17 protein-coding genes are annotated in these 16,945 nt (G+C 64.4%); 8 read left to right on the top strand and 9 right to left on the bottom strand.

Annotated features, from left to right (window positions below; genetic code table 11):
- Positions 1-106: 106 nt before the first annotated feature.
- Positions 107-328, bottom strand: a complete 222-nt coding sequence (locus XI05_RS30500) for a hypothetical protein (protein ID WP_271508730.1) — start codon at positions 326-328, stop codon at positions 107-109.
- On the bottom strand, positions 325-1,251 hold the full coding sequence (locus XI05_RS30495) for a hypothetical protein (protein WP_271508729.1): 927 nt from the start codon (positions 1,249-1,251) through the stop codon (positions 325-327). The genes XI05_RS30500 and XI05_RS30495 overlap by 4 nt, the downstream gene beginning before the upstream one ends.
- 365 nt (positions 1,252-1,616) lie before the next feature.
- Here XI05_RS30495 and XI05_RS30490 point away from each other — a divergent pair, with 365 nt between their 5' ends.
- Both XI05_RS30490 and XI05_RS30485 read left to right on the top strand, forming a co-directional pair.
- On the top strand, positions 1,617-1,934 hold the full coding sequence (locus tag XI05_RS30490) for a DUF1648 domain-containing protein (protein WP_271508726.1): 318 nt from the start codon (positions 1,617-1,619) through the stop codon (positions 1,932-1,934).
- A gap of 39 nt (positions 1,935-1,973) precedes the next feature.
- The gene (locus XI05_RS30485; protein ID WP_271508724.1) at positions 1,974-2,264 is read left to right on the top strand and encodes a hypothetical protein; all 291 of its coding nucleotides are present in this window, start codon (positions 1,974-1,976) and stop codon (positions 2,262-2,264) included.
- Between the two features lie 245 nt (positions 2,265-2,509).
- Here XI05_RS30485 and XI05_RS30480 read toward each other — a convergent pair whose 3' ends face one another.
- From XI05_RS30480 to XI05_RS30460, 5 genes are all read right to left on the bottom strand, one after another.
- On the bottom strand, positions 2,510-2,920 hold the full coding sequence (locus tag XI05_RS30480) for a hypothetical protein (RefSeq protein WP_271508722.1): 411 nt from the start codon (positions 2,918-2,920) through the stop codon (positions 2,510-2,512).
- A 476-nt stretch (positions 2,921-3,396) separates the two neighbouring features.
- Entirely contained in the window at positions 3,397-5,004 is a 1,608-nt protein-coding gene (locus tag XI05_RS30475; RefSeq protein WP_271508720.1) for a hypothetical protein, read from the bottom strand.
- Positions 5,004-6,092, bottom strand: a complete 1,089-nt coding sequence (locus XI05_RS30470; RefSeq protein ID WP_271508718.1) for a hypothetical protein — start codon at positions 6,090-6,092, stop codon at positions 5,004-5,006. The genes XI05_RS30475 and XI05_RS30470 overlap by 1 nt, the downstream gene beginning before the upstream one ends.
- A 65-nt stretch (positions 6,093-6,157) precedes the next feature.
- On the bottom strand, positions 6,158-6,409 hold the full coding sequence (locus XI05_RS30465; protein WP_271508714.1) for a hypothetical protein: 252 nt from the start codon (positions 6,407-6,409) through the stop codon (positions 6,158-6,160).
- A 188-nt stretch (positions 6,410-6,597) separates the two neighbouring features.
- Positions 6,598-7,848 (bottom strand): tyrosine-type recombinase/integrase, encoded by a 1,251-nt coding sequence (locus tag XI05_RS30460; RefSeq protein WP_271508709.1) that lies wholly within the window; start codon positions 7,846-7,848, stop codon positions 6,598-6,600.
- A gap of 699 nt (positions 7,849-8,547) precedes the next feature.
- On the opposite strand from XI05_RS30460, the gene XI05_RS30455 reads away from it, so the two are divergent.
- From XI05_RS30455 to XI05_RS30440, 4 genes are all read left to right on the top strand, one after another.
- Positions 8,548-10,884, top strand: a complete 2,337-nt coding sequence (locus XI05_RS30455) for a Tex family protein (protein WP_271508707.1) — start codon at positions 8,548-8,550, stop codon at positions 10,882-10,884.
- A 271-nt stretch (positions 10,885-11,155) separates the two neighbouring features.
- Positions 11,156-11,602: a hypothetical protein gene (locus tag XI05_RS30450; protein ID WP_271508705.1), complete on the top strand. Its 447-nt coding sequence runs from the start codon at positions 11,156-11,158 to the stop codon at positions 11,600-11,602.
- A gap of 97 nt (positions 11,603-11,699) precedes the next feature.
- A complete protein-coding gene (locus tag XI05_RS30445; RefSeq protein ID WP_172788444.1) occupies positions 11,700-12,392 on the top strand; it encodes a response regulator transcription factor in 693 nt (230 codons plus the stop codon).
- On the top strand, positions 12,379-13,455 hold the full coding sequence (locus XI05_RS30440) for a sensor histidine kinase (protein ID WP_271508703.1): 1,077 nt from the start codon (positions 12,379-12,381) through the stop codon (positions 13,453-13,455). Before XI05_RS30445 ends, XI05_RS30440 begins: the two co-directional genes overlap by 14 nt.
- Positions 13,456-13,466: 11 nt before the next feature.
- On the opposite strand, the gene XI05_RS30435 is transcribed toward XI05_RS30440, so the two are convergent.
- Both XI05_RS30435 and XI05_RS30430 read right to left on the bottom strand, forming a co-directional pair.
- On the bottom strand, positions 13,467-13,838 hold the full coding sequence (locus tag XI05_RS30435) for a response regulator transcription factor (protein ID WP_271508700.1): 372 nt from the start codon (positions 13,836-13,838) through the stop codon (positions 13,467-13,469).
- A complete protein-coding gene (locus XI05_RS30430) occupies positions 13,835-14,701 on the bottom strand; it encodes a S1C family serine protease (RefSeq protein ID WP_271508697.1) in 867 nt (288 codons plus the stop codon). The genes XI05_RS30435 and XI05_RS30430 overlap by 4 nt, the downstream gene beginning before the upstream one ends.
- Positions 14,702-14,886: 185 nt before the next feature.
- Between XI05_RS30430 and XI05_RS30425 the strand changes: the two genes are divergently transcribed.
- Entirely contained in the window at positions 14,887-15,852 is a 966-nt protein-coding gene (locus XI05_RS30425; protein ID WP_271508695.1) for a VOC family protein, read from the top strand.
- Positions 15,853-15,916: 64 nt separating this feature from the next.
- Positions 15,917-16,792: a dihydrodipicolinate synthase family protein gene (locus tag XI05_RS30420; protein WP_271508693.1), complete on the top strand. Its 876-nt coding sequence runs from the start codon at positions 15,917-15,919 to the stop codon at positions 16,790-16,792.
- The last annotated feature ends 153 nt before the right edge of the window (positions 16,793-16,945 follow it).

The following is a 16,945-nucleotide window of genomic DNA, read 5'->3' as shown; positions in this document are numbered from 1 at the left end:
CTCCTGCGGCCAGCTCATCGGACCGGATGAGCTGGCCGCCTTCCACCGACGCCACAGGCACCGCGCTAGGGAAGATCGCGACGCCGCCTCCGGGCGAGCGGGAGCGCTACCCATTTTTGAGCTTTGAAAGTACATCGTGCATGCGTTGACGAGCGAGCATCCGTGCACGAACATCGGCGACCGAATAGCCGCGCAGACCCGGCATGGCGCGTGCGATCAGCTTCGCGACGGCCGCCGGGATGCGGCCGTTGTAATCCGGATCGGCGATCCAGCCATCAACTCTGTGCGTGATCTCGTGGGCCAGCCAGCCCGGTGGTGTTGCTTTCATGAGCGCGGCACGTCGATCAGGATCGTGCGCGGTGCCTTGGTAGGCAGTGGAGTGAAGTTGGCTTCGCGCACCACCGGATTGACGTGCGGAAGGCTCTCGGGCTTCTGCTCCTCGACCGCGTCGAGATCGACAACATCAGGTGCGCGCGGGTTGAAGTCACCGCCACGCGAACCACGAAGCTGTGCACGACGCGGATCGGTGACCGGGACCGCCACACCCATACGCAGAGCACGCTGCGCGGACATCACGGGCATTGTCGCGTCTTCAAATTGCCCGGCGAAGCGAGACCGGCCCTCATGGTCACGGTACTTCGCTGACTTCATCATGAACACCGTTTGCATCGGCGCGGACGGCTCGGTCATCGGCACGGAAGTGGCTTCAGGCTTGGCTGCCGGGATCGGCGCGATGCCGTCACGGATCGCGTCCACCATACCGCGCAGCTCAACGAGCGCGAAACCCGCAGCGACTTCGACCTGCGTCGCGGTGTTGCCGATAAAAAGCACCATTGCGCCGCTCTCGGGGTGGAAGTGAAGTTTCTCCAGGGCGTCGGCAAAGCGCTTGCAAGCCGCCAGATAGTCCGGCAGCGCATGTTCGACCGCATCGAGATCACCCGCCAGTGTTTCGCTCGCCGCCTTGCGTTCGACGGTGGCGCGCTCGGCCGCGAGCTTCTGCTCGACATCGGCAACCTTCGCCTGCACCTCCGCGAGCGCATCGGCGTAACCGTCGCGGGTCACCGCGCACGTGGCGACCGTCGCCTCCAACTTCGCGCGAGCTTTGTTGTCCGCATTGAGATCGGCTTCGAGGTGGTGGCGTTGGAGCTTTGACTTGGCGTCAAAGAACTCCGCGTCGGCAGCCGCATGGCGGCTGTTCAAGGTCTCGGCGCGCGCACGCAGCGAGGCCAGTTCGGCTTCGAGCTTTTCCATGGGTGATTTTCGTCGGAAGAATGGTGCCATACGTCCGAGCTTACGGAGAGCAAAGCCGTTTGCGAAGGCTCGACATATGGCGCGCGCCACATGGCTGAGCGTTCAAGCGTAATTGTTGTGGTGATGCCCAATAAGGGTCTGGAAATCCGCGAATTCAGATCAGGTCGCGCGCGTCCACTTGTCCCTTATAAGCGGCGGAATAGCGGACGCTCTCCAGCGGCTGCTGGGGGCCAGAAGCGGTCGTCGGGTGGCCGGTCAACCAGATAGCAACCATAACCAATTGGACGCGAGCGGTTCCACTCCGACAAGCATAGATTGCGCGGCCGCTTCACGATAAGCTGGCCGCACTCTGAAAGGTGCAAAGCATGCTGCCCGCAGATTACGTCTTTGGCATTGCTGTTGCCTTGGTCGTCGCATCCAACTTTTATCTAGGCCGGCGGATCGAACGCGAGCGCGTTGCGATGCAATGGGGCCCCAGCGGCGAGCCAACCTGGTACGCTCCAAAATGGTTGGCGATGTGGGGCATGCCCGCTTTCATGGTGGCAGTACGGCTCCTTATATGGCTGGCTTCGACATATGCGCCGCAAAGTGTGCACAGTGTTGAACTAGGCATAGTCATTTTTTCGGTAATCGCCGCCGGCTCCCACGTCTTCGTGTTGATGAAGGCGAGAGCGGTGCGCTAAACGACGGCTATCCCACCTAAACTGCGGTGCGAGTTTCTCATGGGCACGTTCTTTACCGACGAGCAGATGCAGGAAGCGATTGCGGCGTTGGAAGACCACACTCCCGGTATCTGGGAGAGAATGAAGAAGATGGCTTTGACCCCGGACGACCCGCACGATGAGGGACAAGAAATTGAGCAGGGAGCCATCGTGCGCGTACTTTCCGTCATTCTGCCGAGGGTACCCTTCGTTGAGCAAGCTCAGGACCCATTCGAAGCACGGGCACGCTTGAGTATAGACTTGGGCGACGCTGTTCGTGCTGCTATCACGTCGGCGAAGCGCGGCTCGTAATCAACGGGATGACCGCTTCGGGTCTTGGCTGTGTGAAAACGCCAACATGCGCAATCGTGATAGAAGAAGTTATTCGTCCAAGACCGCTTTAATCGCTCAACGCGCAAGCGGATTAAACTTAGAGGTGGGACTGGAAAATACCATTCTTCGCCGCGTTGCGATTTTTGAGTTTTCACACAGCCAGGGTCACGAGCGGTAATGATCTGATCGATCAAAACAATTCCGCATGGACCTCGTAAGCAGACCTAACCCGCCGCACGCTCCACCACGTTAAGTTGCTCCTGTGGCCGCGCCCACCCTTCGTATTTGCGCGCACGCTCCTCGGCGCGTTGGCGGACTTCTGGACCACGGCGACGGTCGATTTTGCCCTGCTCAAGATCATCGAGCAGCTCCAGCTTCCCGACCATCCACCTGCCCGCGAATTTGATGCCAAGGGGGCGGCTCGTTCCGGCGGTCAGCTCACAGTGCTTGCGGAGCTTTTCGTCGGAGCATTCGGCAACATCGGCCGCCTGCTCCAAGTTCAACAGTTCGCCGCGTAGAATTCGGGCGATCACGCTGCCTTCGTTTTCGCGTTGGCGCACGCGATCAGCGAGCCGCTGCGACGCGTCGGCAATGCGCTCAAGCTCGGCGGCGAGCGTGTTCTGATCATCAGTCATAGCAACTTCTCGTTGGTCGTCGTTCGTGAAGCTCAAGGGTCAATTCCCACGGCAGCTTCAGCGGCAGTAGCCAGGTAATAAAAACCCCTTAGCGAGTTCCATCTCTGGTCTCGCACAGGGCGCGGGCGCCACCCGCATTGGCATGGGACGCCGGAAGGACCCCGATGCTCCCATTGCTTTCCGGTCCGCTGGTCAAGTTCGCCGCGTGACGAAGTTGCCGAAGCCACCGCTGGCCGCTCCACCGAGCGCGCCATCGACGCCCTGTGACCGATGACCACCCTGACCCCGAGAAACGCCCTTTCTCTAAACTTTACTTTATCCCTGCCTCTTGCTTCCTTTTCTCATTTCTCAAACCAATAGGATCAAAACTGGTCACCACGGTCACGAACGCCCGAAAGACGAATGCGCTCAAAGCCTTGTGTCGATGACCGAGTTGGTGACACTCGGCGCCCACACCGACCTTCTCGGGTCACTGGTCAGTGACCCGGCACTTCACGAGCATCATCATTCTGGTCATTTGTGACCCGATCTGCGTGGTGTTCGCGCATCTTGATCACGCTCTCCTTGTTGTCCCAAGATGGCGGGATCAGCCCATTGACCTCGCCCGTGGGATCGGTGGCATTCCCGACCTTGCCCTCGAACAGCCGGCTCTGGTAGCCGATTTTGTGATAGTCAAGACCTGCATGGTTGAGCGCGACGCCGCAATAGTAGCGGCTCTTGCCGTCGCGCATTTCCTCCCTGTGCATACCGATGCGAGCATCGCCGATTGCCTGGAGCGCTTTGCTGATCGCCTCATTGCTCGGGAGGCGCCGGTCTTCGCCCTTCATCTCCACGAACCACGCCGAATGCGCCAGACAGAAGTCGGCAATCTTCAAGCGCGCCATCGGATCGAACTCGACACAGTCTTCAAGGAAGCCCGCGGCTAGGTTGCTGTCCTGATGGATGGCCTTTGCCGTCTCGGCGATGCTGTCGGTCTCCGCAATAGAACCGCGCTCCAGCGCCTTGCGAAGCCCGGCAATCGCCCAATTCAGGACGCCGGGCAGCTCGGTGGCGACGATGAATTCGCCAGGCTTGCTGAAGCCGCGCTTGATCGCTTCGGCGGCGGCGCCGATGGGCTTCTTCTCATCGAAGGCCCGCGTTACCTCAAACACGATCATACGGGACACGATGGCGCGCGTCGCCTCCTTGAACTGCGGCTGGAAATTGGTCGCCCAGAAGATCGGCGCCCGCACGATCTGCTGCATCATCGGCCCGTTCTTGATGTTGATCTGCACCGGCTCGCCGGTGACGATCGCCTTCACCGTCGCCGACATGTGCCATTGGCCGGTGAACGCCTCGTGCAGCACCCACGGCGCCCGGCGCACGAACGGCATCAGGCCGTGCGTGCCGTCCACCGTGCCGATGCCCGCCGTGATCGGCTGATTGCCGAACATGCCGGACACCACGTCGAGCACACCAGACTTCGCGCGGTTCTCGTTGCCCCAGAACACGCACGCTTTGCGAAGGCCGCGCGGCTTCTTGTCGATCAGCGCGGCGCCCATCAGCTCTTGCACGACGCCGACCAGCGCGTCGCGCTCGCCAGCAACCTTGTCGCCGAACATGTCGGCGATCATCGTCTCCCACCACGGGCACTTCGCGGCGGGGTCGTACTCGACATCGATCCGCCACGTGCAGAAGTGATCTGGCCGCGCAAGCTCCAGGTCGCCCGTGCGCGGATCAATCAAACCGGAGCGGGTCGGGATTTTGCCGTGTTGATCCCACGGGATGTCATCGTCGCGCCACAGCTCGGGGCTGCGCAAGATGCGGTTGCGAACCTCACCGGTCAACTTGTTCGTGTTGGTGATGCCCAAGCCTTCGCACACCTTTTCGATGCGCACGCCGAGCCACGCGTCGATGTCGGTACGCAACTCCCAGACGCCCCGAGAATAGAGCCACGCGCCGCCCTTACCATTGATCAAGGTCTCGCCCTGCGAGCGCAGATAGTCGAGCACGGCATCGCCCACGAAGGCGTGCATCTCGCCCTTGGGGATACCAACGGCGCGCCGGAAATCCACGACGTTGCCTTTGTCGATTGTGGTGCTCATCACCGGCCACCCCGCTTCTTGCGGTTACGACGCGGACATTTCTCCAACCACGTCTCGCACATGCCACGGACCTTGCGCTCCTCGCGGCGCCAGTTCCAGCGGGTGCCGTATTCGCCCGCCGCTGCCCGCGTCGCGATCAGGACACGCTCGACAACATCATCCATCGGCACACCGGCGTTGAGGAGTGATGCCGTGACCGAGAGCTGCGTGGTGTGGATGGAGTTCTCGCCGCCAGCCATGTACATCATGGCGCGCAAGCGCTGCTCGACATTGATGCGGGGCTTGAAGCCCATGCTCTTGGCATACTCGGCGAAGAAGTCGCTCTCGCCGACCGCCAGGTGGTCGCGGCCAGCCATGTACTCTTCAGCAGTCTCAGCGCGCTCACGGCTGCGGCGGAGCATGACGGGGGACTGTTCGCTCAGCCACTCCTCGATGTCGTCGAATTCGTAGCACCGCTCGGGATGAAACGACGTGACGACGACCTCCTTCCAGTCGCCATCCTTGCTGTTGTGCGAGCGCGGCAAGCGCATCACGCGGCTGACCTCGCAGACGGCGAGATCGCCGGCAACGATGTCTGCGAGCTGGCGCAGCACGGCCTCGATGCGCTCCATGTTCTCGTGCGTGTCGAGCGGCTCCGTCAGGCGCCAATAGGCATGCACCCCGTTGCCCGACGACACGGTGACGCTCGGCAGAATGCGCAGACGCGCGAGATGACGCATCACGTCGCGCAGCGGATCGGCGCCGAGCAGATCGACATTCTTGAAGTCGATGTCAGCATGGAGGAAGTTGGTCTCCAGGCTGCTGCGCTTGTTGCGCTTCTGCGCGCCTTCCTTCTGCGTGGAGACGCAGAAGAACGTGCCGCGACCAGCCTTGTTCCACTTCTTGATGAAGCTCGTGATGTGGCCGGGCTTGCGGCTGATGACGTGGCGCTCGGCGCCGGCGCCGCGCTCATTCGTGAACGAGCACGTGTAGATCAGTCCGGTGGTGTTGACAAACAGAGCCTTGAGGAAATCGATGGGGCCGATGGCATTCTGGTGCGTGTCGCTGGCTTGCGCGCAGGCGCTCGCGCTGGTATCAGTGAGGTACATTTTGAAGGTCCTGTGAAGAAGATGATGATGGAGAGGCGGCCTGTGGCGGGCCGCCTTTTCCGCGACTACGCGGCGCTATTTGCCTTCTGAGACGCCCGCTCGCGCGCACGGCGCCAGACCGCAGCAGCTTCGCGCGAGATCAACACGCGCGTGCCAAGATTAAACGTCACAGGCATCAGGCCCTGATGCTTGAGCTTGTAGAAAAGCTGCCGGCTGATGCGATGACGCTGGCAGAATTCGTCAACGCTGTAGGCATCAGGGTCGATGTTCGTTTTGGAATTGTTCGGCTTGCAGCCGGTGACTTCGGGGCGTGCCATTCGGAATTCTCTCGCGTCCACGTGGGTACATGCGAGGAGTAGGCCGCCTGCTTCGATTTTTGAATGGACTTACCGATAAGTTCGTCGAGTTACCGATATTGTCAAAATTTGCAGAGCCCCAAGCCGACGGCAGTAGCTATCGCCGATGTGATTATCTTGTCGCGCTGTCCGAAGTGGTAATTCTCGTCCTACGACGCCAACGGGAGCACGTTGTCACCGGTCGGTATCTCAACGTGCAGTAGGGCTTTGCGCGAGATGTCGTCGCTGTGCTCGGTAATGTATTTCGAATACGTCCGTTCGATCATGGCGACCGAGGTGTTATGCAATGATGCAACCAACCTGATCGGCACATTTTTCAACAGCATGCGCACGATGCTCGAATGCCGCAGTGCATAGATCGTCACGACGGAAGGGTCGAGCCCGATCAATGTGACGACCTTGTCGATCTGCCGATGATAGGTCTGGCCGGGGTTCGCGCTCCAAGGCGTGCTATCGCTCTGCAACAGCAGCGGCTCGTCATCGGCGCGGCCCTTCGCAGCCTCTCTCAGCTTGGTCGCGAGCTGCGCGGTGATCGGCACGCTGTAGCGCTCGGCCTTCTTCTTGGCGCGGTTGCGTCCGCCGCCCTTAGCTGAGTTCGGCATCGAGAGTTTCGGCCGCACTGGGTGGGCGTCCAGATCGGCAACGCGCAGGCGCACGGCTTGGCTCGGGCGCGCACCTGTGATCGCCAGCGTGTCGGTCAGCAGTCCTAATTTCTCATCGATTGTGTAGGCGGCGGCGACAAACTCCCGTACTTTGTGATCGGACAGGACGACGTTGCGGGCCTCCTGCGCGTCCGGCAGACCGGCGAGACCAAGGTCCCATGCGGTTTTGTTCTGAATGCGCTGATCGTGCTGTGCAGCCAGCTTCAGCGCCGCACACACGCAACCGCAGAGCCGGTTGATCGTTGAAGGCGCCATCTTGGTCAGCAGGCCGTCGCGCCACTTCTGCAACTCGTTCGAAGTGAGCAGGGCGACCGGCTTGGCGATCAGTACGGATGTGAGGTGCACCCGTGGCCATTGTGCGTTGTAGGGGTTGGCGCTGCGCGCTTTGAGATCAGTTTCATAGGCGGTCAGGGCGCCGTCCACCGTGACAGGTGCATTGTCGCCGGTGCCGTCATCGCCACGCGCCAACCGCTTCGCTACGTCCTGCGCCTCATAGAACGTCAGCACAGCCTTGCCGTCGCTGTCCGCGTAGTCGTCCGCGTCGCCAATACGTTTGGTCCAATAGGCGCCGTGGCCGTCGCTGGCCTTCAGCACCCAGGTGCCGTTGGTTTTGTTGCGGCGGTAGAGCAGCGAGACGCCGCGCGCAAGCGACGGCCCCGGATAAGGTTTGCGACGAGCCTGCAATTTCAGACGCGCGCTGCGGCTCTCTAGGGCGCTATGACGAACTTTGCGTGCCATGTGTGTCCCCGGTTTTGTCCCAATGGTGTGTGGGAATGCGGAGGGATGCGTGTGGCACAATATGGCAATAAGCTGCGTTGGATCAACGCGTTGGCTGGTCCATACAGGTCTCTACATGTACATGCGGGTATTTATTTTCCCCTGCGCAGGGAAGGCCGGATGTTTGGCTTCACCTGTATGCCGCTGTGCAGCCTCTTGTAGCGCAACCTTCGCACAGTGGACCGTGGGTGCCCGGCCGGCACCCGGTCTTCCCTGCGCCCTCTGACAGAGGGTGTCGCGACCAGCGCAAAGCTCGGGCCTGTTCCGCCGCGAGGATGCAAAGGCATGTCTGCGCGTTGAATGTGGATTGGAAGCTGGCGATGCGGCCCCTTGTTCCCGTCATTGCGAGGAGCGAAGCGACGAAGCAATCCAGAATCCCTCCGCGGAAAGACTCTGGATTGCTTCGCTTCGCTCGCAATGACGAGGAGGAGAGTGTGCGCGACATATTCCGCTCTCGTGCCCCGGACGCAGCGCGTCCGGGACACGAGAGCGCGGCCTCATATCGAGGATTGTGGCGAGATCGCATCGGTCGGGCAAAAAAAATCCTCTGTCGACGGTTGCGCGCCGCACCTTGATGAATCAACCTTGGTTGGTCCATAAGCGGCGTCCCGCGGCCGGTGGTTCGCCCCCGCCCGCGTGCTAGGATAGAGGGAATCTCGCGTGGCCAACATCAACCAGAAAATTGCGCAGGAGCTTGGGGTACGGGCGGAGCAGGTCGAGGCGGCGGTGACTCTGCTTGACGGCGGCGCCACGGTTCCCTTCATCGCCCGCTACCGCAAGGAAGCGACCGGTGCGCTCGACGACGCGCAATTGCGCACCCTGGATGAGCGCCTGGTCTACCTGCGCGAGCTCGAGGACCGTCGCAAGGCCATCCTCGAATCGGTCCGCGAGCAGGGCAAGCTCGATGCCGCGCTCGAGGCCTCGATCATGGCGGCCGACAGCAAGGCCCGCCTCGAGGACATCTATCTGCCGTTCAAGCCGAAGCGCCGCACCAAGGCCGAGATCGCCAAGGAAGCCGGCCTCGAGCCGCTCGCCAACCAGCTCATGGCCGAGCCCGGCAATGATCCGAAGGTTGTCGCCGAAGGATTCCTCAACGCGGAGAAGGGCGTCGCGGATGCCGCTGCCGCGCTCGACGGCGCCCGCGCCATCCTGGTCGAGCGCTTCGACGAGGACGCCGACCTGATCGGCGCCTTGCGCGAGGAGATGTGGACCAATGCGCGCATGGCCTCCAAGGTGCGCGACGGCAAGAAGACCGAGGGCGAAAAATTCGCCGACTATTTCGATTTCTCCGAGCCGCTGACGAAACTGCCCTCGCACCGCATCCTCGCGATGTTCCGCGGCGAGAAGGAAGAGATCCTCGATCTGCAAATCCAGGCCGAGGCGGAGGCGCCGCCGCCGGGCGTGCCGAGCGCCTATGAATTGAAGATCATGAAGCGCTTCGGCATTGCCGACCTCAAGCGCCCCGGCGACCGCTGGCTGATCGACACCGTGCGCTGGGCCTGGCGCACCAAGATCCAGGTGCATCTCAATATCGATCTGCGCATGCGGCTGTGGAACTCGGCCGAAACCGAGGCCGTGCGCGTGTTCGCCTCGAACCTGCGCGACCTGCTGCTGGCCGCGCCCGCCGGCACCCGCGTCACCATGGGGCTCGATCCCGGCTACCGCACCGGCGTCAAGGTCGCCGTCACCGACGCGACCGGCAAGGTCGTCGATACCGCCGTGATCTATCCGCACGAGCCGCAGCGGCAGTGGAACGAGTCGCTCGCGATCCTCGGCAAGCTCGCGCTGAAGCACCGTGTCGAGCTGATCGCGATCGGCAACGGCACGGCCTCCCGCGAGACCGACAAGCTCGCAGGCGATCTCGTCAAGGGCCTGGCCGAGCTGAAGATGAACAAGATCGTGGTGTCGGAAGCCGGCGCGTCGGTCTATTCGGCCTCGGCCTTCGCCTCCGAGGAGCTGCCCGGCCTCGACGTCACCCTGCGCGGTGCGGTCTCGATCGCGCGGCGCCTGCAGGACCCGCTCGCCGAGCTCGTCAAGATCGAGCCGAAGGCGATCGGCGTCGGCCAATATCAGCACGACCTCGGCCAGGCCAAGCTCGCTAAATCGCTCGATGCCGTGGTCGAGGATTGCGTCAACGCGGTCGGCGTCGACGTCAACACCGCCTCCGCGCCGCTGCTGGCGCGCGTCTCGGGCGTCGGCTCCGGCCTCGCCGCGAGCATCGTGGCGCATCGCGACGCCAACGGTCCGTTCAAGTCGCGCAAGGCGCTCAAGGACGTGCCGCGGCTCGGGCCGAAGGCGTTCGAGCAGTGCGCGGGCTTCTTGCGCATCCTCGGCGGCGAGGATCCGCTCGATGCCTCCGGCGTGCATCCGGAGGCCTATCCCGTGGTGCGGCGGATTCTCGAAGCGACCAAGAGCGACATCAAGGCGCTGATCGGCAACGGCGACGTCGTGCGCACCTTGAAGCCAAAGGATTTCGTCGACGAGACCTTCGGTCTGCCGACCGTGACCGACATCCTGCGCGAGTTGGAAAAGCCCGGGCGCGACCCGCGCCCCGCGTTCAAGGCGGCGGTGTTCAAGGAAGGCGTCGAGGAGATCAAGGATCTCAAGAAGGGCATGATCCTCGAGGGCACCGTGACCAACGTCGCCGCCTTCGGCGCCTTCGTCGACATCGGCGTGCACCAGGACGGCCTCGTGCACATCTCGGCGATGTCCAAGACCTACATCAAGGACCCGCGCGAGGTGGTGAAGCCCGGCGACATCGTCAAGGTGAAGGTGCTGGACTTCGAGGTCGCCCGCAAGCGCATCTCGCTGACGCTGCGCCTTGACGACGAGGTCGGCGCGAAGAAGGACGCCCCCGGCATGCAGCGCGACAACAATCAGCGCAACGCGAGCCGCATGACCTCGTCCGCGCCGCGCAAGCAGGAGTCTTCGGGCGGCGGCGCGCTCGCCGAAGCGCTGCGCCGCGCGGCGGAGAAGAACAACGGCAAGCGGGCGTGACGCTTTACCTCTCCCCTCTCTTTGCGGGGAGAGGTCGGACCTCGCTCCATCCACGTCGTCATTGCGAGCGTAGCGAAGCAATCCAGACTCCCGCCGCGGAAAGACTCTGGATTGCTTCGCTGCGCTCGCAATGACGAGGTGAGAGTAGCGCCCCCCCTAACTCCCGCGTCAGAATCTGGCGCGTTTGTAAGTTGAAGATGCCGGTCCCTTGCTCTCACATGATCGTCCTCGGGCGGCGCCAAGGCGGCCGCACTGCAAGGAGGACGCTTCGATGAACAACAGGCTTCTCAAAGGCCTCACGGCGAGCGTGATCGCGGCCATGATGGCGGTCGCGTCACCGGCGCTCGCGCGCGGCGGCTTTGGCGGTGGCGGCCATGGCGGCGGCGGCCATGGCGGTGGTGGCCATTTCGGGGGCGCTGGGCATTTCGGCGGTGGCATGCACGCCGGCGGCTTCGGCGGCATGCGGGCTGCCGGCATGGGAGGCGCACGTTTCGCCCACGTCGGCGGCGCCCGCTTCGCGCATGCGGCGATCGGGCCGCGCTTCGCCGGCGCGGGCTGGCATGGCCATCACGGCTTCCGCCATCACCACCATTTCCGTCGGTTCGCCGTCTTCGGCGCCCCCTATGTCTACGCCGGCTACAATGACGGCTGCTGGCGCAGGAGCTGGACGCCCTATGGATGGCAATGGGTCAATGTGTGCGGAGACTATTGGTACTAGCATCGCCGTGCCGCACCATTGTCGCGATCGCCACCGGGCGGTTCCGTCCAGCCCCGGAACGGGATAGTCTGGTGGCGATTGTCGCGCGGAGTTTTGCATGACCGGAGGTCACCGTCGCATCCTGGTCGTCGAGGACGATCCGGAGACCGCAGGCCAGCTCGTCGAGGAGCTGACGGTTTCGGGCTACGACGTCGACCTCGCCGCCACCGGGCGCGAAGCTCTCAGCCACGGCGCCGCGCGCGACTATGCGGTGATCACCATCGACCGCATGTTGCCCGATATCGACGGCATCAGCGTGATGCGCCAGCTGCGCGACGACGGCGTTGCCGCCCCCTTCCTGATCATCTCCGCGCTCGGCGAAGTCGACGACCGCGTGCGCGGCCTGCGCGCCGGCGGCGACGACTACCTCGTCAAGCCGTTTTCCTTCACCGAATTGCTGGCGCGGCTCGAGGCGCTCGGCCGCCGCAGCGAGACCATCGCCAAGGAAACGCTGCTGCGCGTCGGCGATCTCGCCGTCGACCTGATCGCGCGCAGCGCCTCTCGCCGCGGCCGCAAGATCCCGCTGCTGCCGCGGGAATTCCAGCTGCTCGAATATCTCGTCCGCAACGAGGGCCGCGTCGTCTCCCGCGCGATGCTGCTGCAGCACGTCTGGGACCTGCATTTCGATCCCTCCACCAACATCATCGATGTCTATGTCGGCCGCGTCCGCCGCAAGGTCGACGATGCCCAGGCCTATCCGCTGATCCACACCATCCGCGGCATCGGATATTGCCTCCGTGCTCCTGGCTAAGACGCTCCGCTCCTCGACCTTCCGCCTGGCGCTGATCGCGATCGCAGCGTTCGGAATGATCGTCGCGGCGATCATGGCGTACGTCTATTTCGGCACCTTGGCCTATGTGGAGAGCCGGCTCGGCACGGTCGGCGATCATGACGGCTTCACCGCCATGATCGAGCTCGCGATGGCTGCCGTCGCCGCGCTCCTGCTGGTGCTCGCCGGGCTTGCGGCCGTGCTGGTGACGCGGCGCACCGTGGGCCGGATCGAGCAGATCAATGCCACCAGCCGCGCCATCATGCTCGCAGGCCTCGACCAGCGCATCCCCTTGCGCGGCAGCAACGACGAGTGGGATCGCGTCGCCGAAAACCTCAATCATATGCTCGACCGCATCGAGACGCTGATGGGCGAGGTCAAGCAGGTCAGCGACAATGTCGCGCACGATCTGCGCACGCCGCTGACGCGGATGCGCGGCCGGCTGGAGAAGGCCTATCACCACGAGCGCAACAGCGAGACGGACGCCGCGCTGATCGGCGACACCATCGCCGATCTCGATGCCGTGCTCGGCATGTTCGCCTCCATCACGCGGATCTCGGAGATCGAGACCCGCGCCCGCACCGGCGCCTTCCGCGTGCTTGATCTTTCCGAGATCGCCGCCGAGGTGGTCGAGCTCTACGATGCTGCCGCCGAGCAAATTGCCACGCGCCTCAGCCTCGACGGCGACCGCGAGGTCGCGATCACCGGCGACCGCGACCTCTTGTTCGACGCCATCGCCAATCTCGTCGACAACGCGATCAAGCACGGCCGCAGGGGCGGGCAGGTGATCGTGAGCTGCCGCAGGACCGATGGCGGTGCGGTGATCTCGATTGCCGACGACGGTCCTGGCATTCCCGCCGAGCAGCGCGATCATGTCTTCAAGCGCTTTTACCGGCTTGAGCAGAGCCGCTACACGCCGGGCAACGGCCTCGGTCTCAGCCTCGTCGCCGCGGTCGCGCGGCTTCATGGCGCCGAGATTGCGCTGCATGACAATGCACCGGGCCTGAAGGTCGAGCTCAGCTTCCCGCCGACTTCGGCGAAGTGAGGCTCGGTGACTCAGAGCTCGATCACGCCGCGGCGTGCCGCATGCGCGACTGCATCGGTGCGACCGGTGGCATCGAGCTTGTCGAGCAGCGAGCCGACATGGAATTTCACGGTGTGCACGGAGATGCCGAGCTGCCGCGCGATCATCTTGTTGGAGGCACCCTCGGCCATCAGCGCCAGCACGTCGAGCTCGCGCTGCGTCAGCGCGATGTCCGCAGGGCTGATGCGCGGATCGCGGGCGACAATCGTCGCCGCGGCGGCTTCGCCGGGCGCAGCGAGGCGAAGCCCGGCGACATTGCCGAGCAGGGCCGACAGGCGATCGGCGAGGGCGGGATCGTCGATCTCCAGGGCGAGTACGATCTCGGCCGTCTTGTCCTCGCTCACGCCTCCGGCCTCTCGCCGACCGTGACCTTGAAGCTGACCGGCTCGCCGCCGCGGCGCGCGGCGACGTCGACCACCGCGCCGACGCTCGCAGGTCCCAGCGTCCGCGACAGTGCGCGCACGCCCGACAGTTTCTGGTCGTTGACCGCCACGATCACGTCGCCCTGGCGGATGCCGGCCGCGGCCGAAGGACCGGCCTTGTCGACACTCATCACCATCGCGCCGATGCCGTCGTCGAGCCGCACCGGCTGCAGCCCAAGGCCGAGATAGCCGCGCGCGATGCGGCCGCGGCTTTCCAACTGCGGCGCGATGCGCTCGATCGTTGCCGTCGGTATGACGAGCACCCGCCGCGGCCCCAGCACGGCCATGCCGAAGGCGTCGCCCGACGCATCGAGCGCCAGGCCGCCCTGCTGGCTTTCGCGCAGGCGAACGTCGAGCTCGATCCGGGCATCGATGTCGCCGCCGCGCAGGGAGCGCCAGCCCTTGCCGGACGCTGAGACCATTCCGAGCGCGGCGCTCGGCGTCTCGCGGTTGGTGGCGACAACGATCGACAACGTGCCAAGCGGTGGGACCGTGGTGGCAAGCTTGACCGGCGTGACCGCGGCCTCGGTGCGCAGCAGGGCAATGTCGGTCGTGTGGTCGCGCCCGGCGATCGTGGCGGCGGCCCGGCTGCCGTCGGCGAGGCCGATCTCGACCTCGCCCTCGTCGGCCAGTGCCTCGTCGGCGGTGACGATCAGGCCGCTCTTCCAGACAAAGCCGGTGGCGCGGGAGCGATGCGAATGCACGGAGACGACGCACGGCGCGGTGCGCGCCGCCAATTCCGCGAACGCGGACGACAGTGAGGACAGGGGGCTGAGATCGGTCATGGCGGGCTCCTGTAAGTTGTCCTCAATCTGGGATGCCGCGGGCGATTGCGAAACTGGCCGGGTGGCCAGGAAAGGGGCAGGCCTCCGTAGGACCACGGCCGACGAACATGTGATTGGGAGCGCCTCACGGGAACGTGTAGCAATCCCGAAATTGCGCCCCGTGGCCTCAAGGACTTCGAGCCCTCATGACCATCGATCTCACCCGCCGCGCCCTGCTGCAGCTCGCCGGCGCCACCTCGCTCGCGATGGCCGCCGCAGCCGCAGCCCGTGCCGAGGGCACACCGCAGGGCGGCGGCCCGACGTTTGCCAGCCGCACGCCGATGCGGGTCGGCATGGTGACGCTGCGGGTGAAGAACCTCGACAAGGTGGCCGATTACTACCGCGACGTGATCGGCCTCACCGTAATGGAGCGCTCGGCGGCCACGGCCAGGCTCGGCACATCAGGCCTCACGCTGCTGGTGCTGGAGGCCCGGCCCGATGCAGCAATCGAGCCGCGCAACACCGCCGGCCTCTACCACACCGCCTTCCTGATGCCGACGCGCAAGGACCTGGCGCGCTGGCTGGTTCACGCCGCCTCGCACCGCGTGCCATTGTCGGGCTTTGCCGATCATCTCGTCTCCGAATCCGTCTATCTCGACGACCCCGAAGGCAACGGTATCGAGGTCTATGCCGACCGCGACCCCTCGCAATGGCAGTGGAGCGAGGGCAGCGTGAAGATGGCGACCGACGAGCTCAACATTCCCGACCTGCTGTCGCTGACCAACACGCGCGTGCCTGATTACGCCAAGGCGCCGGACGGAATGCGCATCGGCCACATGCATCTGCGCGTCGGCGATCTCGCGCAGGCCGAGAGCTTCTACCACGGCACGGTCGGCCTCGACCCGACCCGCAAGCGCAACGGCGCAACGTTCCTGTCGTCGGGTCGCTATCACCATCACCTCGGAATGAACGTCTGGCAGAGCCAGGGCGCCGGCCAGCGCGACGAATCCGCGACCGGCCTTGCCTGGTTCTCGCTGGTGATGGCAAAGCCGGAGCTGCTCGCCGCGCAGGAAGAACGGCTGCGCAAGGGCGGCGCGAAAGTCACGCCGCTCGCGGACGGGGTGGAGGCGGTCGATCCCTGGGGCACGCGGGTGCGTCTGCTCAGGGTTTGATCGCCGGCGCAGGCATTGGTAAGAGCGGTCAGACGCAAACCAATCGACCGGGATCCGCGCCGACATGTCCGAATTCCACGGTGTCTTTCCGTACCTCGTCTCGCCCGTCGATGCCGACGGCACGGTGCGGACCAACGTGCTGGCAAAACTCTGCGACGACCTGATCGGCGCCGGCGTGCACGGACTGACGCCGCTGGGCTCGACCGGCGAATTCGCCTATCTCGACGCCGCGCAACGCACGGCGGTCGTGCAGACCACGATTGAGGCGGCGCAGGGCCGCGTGCCTGTTGTCGCCGGCGTCGCCTCGACTTCGACGGCGGATGCGGTGGCGCAGGCGAAAGCCTACCAGAAGTGTGGGGCCGACGGCATCCTGGCGATCCTGGAGGCGTATTTCCCGCTGGCCGATGCGCAGGTCGAATCCTACTTCCGCGCCATCGCCGATGCCGTGGACATTCCCGTCGTCATCTACACCAATCCGCAATTCCAGCGCTCCGATCTCACCCTCGACGTCATCGCGCGTCTCGCCGAGCATCCGCGCATCGGCTACATCAAGGATGCCTCGACCAACACCGGTCGGCTGCTCTCGATCATGAACCGCTGCGGCGACGCCTTGCGCGTGTTCTCCGCGTCCGCCCACATTCCGGCGGCGGTGATGCTGATCGGCGGCCGCGGCTGGATGGCGGGACCTGCCTGCATCATCCCGCGCCAGAGCGTGATGCTCTACGAGCTCAGCAAGGCCGGCCGCTGGGACGAGGCGATGGCGCTGCAGCGCCGGCTCTGGCGGATCAACGAAGCCTTCGCCCGCTTCAATCTCGCAGCCTGCATCAAGGCCGGTCTTTCGATCCAGGGCTATGACGTTGGCGAGCCCATCCCGCCGCAGGCACCGCTGACGGCCGAGGCGCGCAAGGTGGTGGAAGCGGCGTTGCGGGAGCTGACATAGCTGCTTGCCACGCGGCAATATGCCCCGGCACCCCTGCGGGAGCCAAAAAGGCCCTTACCTGCCCAACCGAGAAACTTCCGTCCGTTTGCGACGTTGCTGCGTCAGCGACCTCTGTCGCCTACGCATGCGCATGTCAGAGCCCGCGTTCAGCAC

Origin of the sequence: Bradyrhizobium sp. CCBAU 11357, from assembly GCF_028128865.1 — a bacterium.
Lineage (GTDB): Bacteria > Pseudomonadota > Alphaproteobacteria > Rhizobiales > Xanthobacteraceae > Bradyrhizobium.
The sequence above is the reverse complement of the archived record's forward strand: the minus strand, read 5'-3'. Positions and strand labels throughout refer to the sequence as shown.